This is a genomic window from Burkholderia sp. JPY481, from assembly GCF_038900515.1.
GTDB classification, from domain to species: Bacteria; Pseudomonadota; Gammaproteobacteria; order Burkholderiales; family Burkholderiaceae; genus Paraburkholderia; species Paraburkholderia youngii.
On record NZ_JAYMRT010000188.1, the window covers coordinates 1 to 255 of the forward strand.

General features: G+C 52.2%; 1 rRNA gene. It reads left to right on the forward strand.

What is annotated here, in order from left to right:
- Positions 1–147: 147 nt before the first annotated feature.
- Positions 148–255 (forward strand): 23S ribosomal RNA (locus tag VSR82_RS40265); the annotation flags it as partial.

Here is a 255-nt window from a genome sequence, read left to right on the forward strand (position 1 = left end):
CTGGAGATGGGTGCGTGAGTAGGTGAATCAGGGTTGTGATTGTATCGATGTATTTTATAAGTGATCGAGAGATCGCTTTGGAATACGGCGCAACACGAATACTCAACCTGTAGCGCGTGCGTCTGAACTGAGACACACCCGTTATAGGGTCAAGCGAACAAGTGCATGTGGTGGATGCCTTGGCGATCACAGGCGATGAAGGACGCGGTAGCCTGCGAAAAGCTCCGGGGAGCTGGCAAACAAGCTTTGATCCGG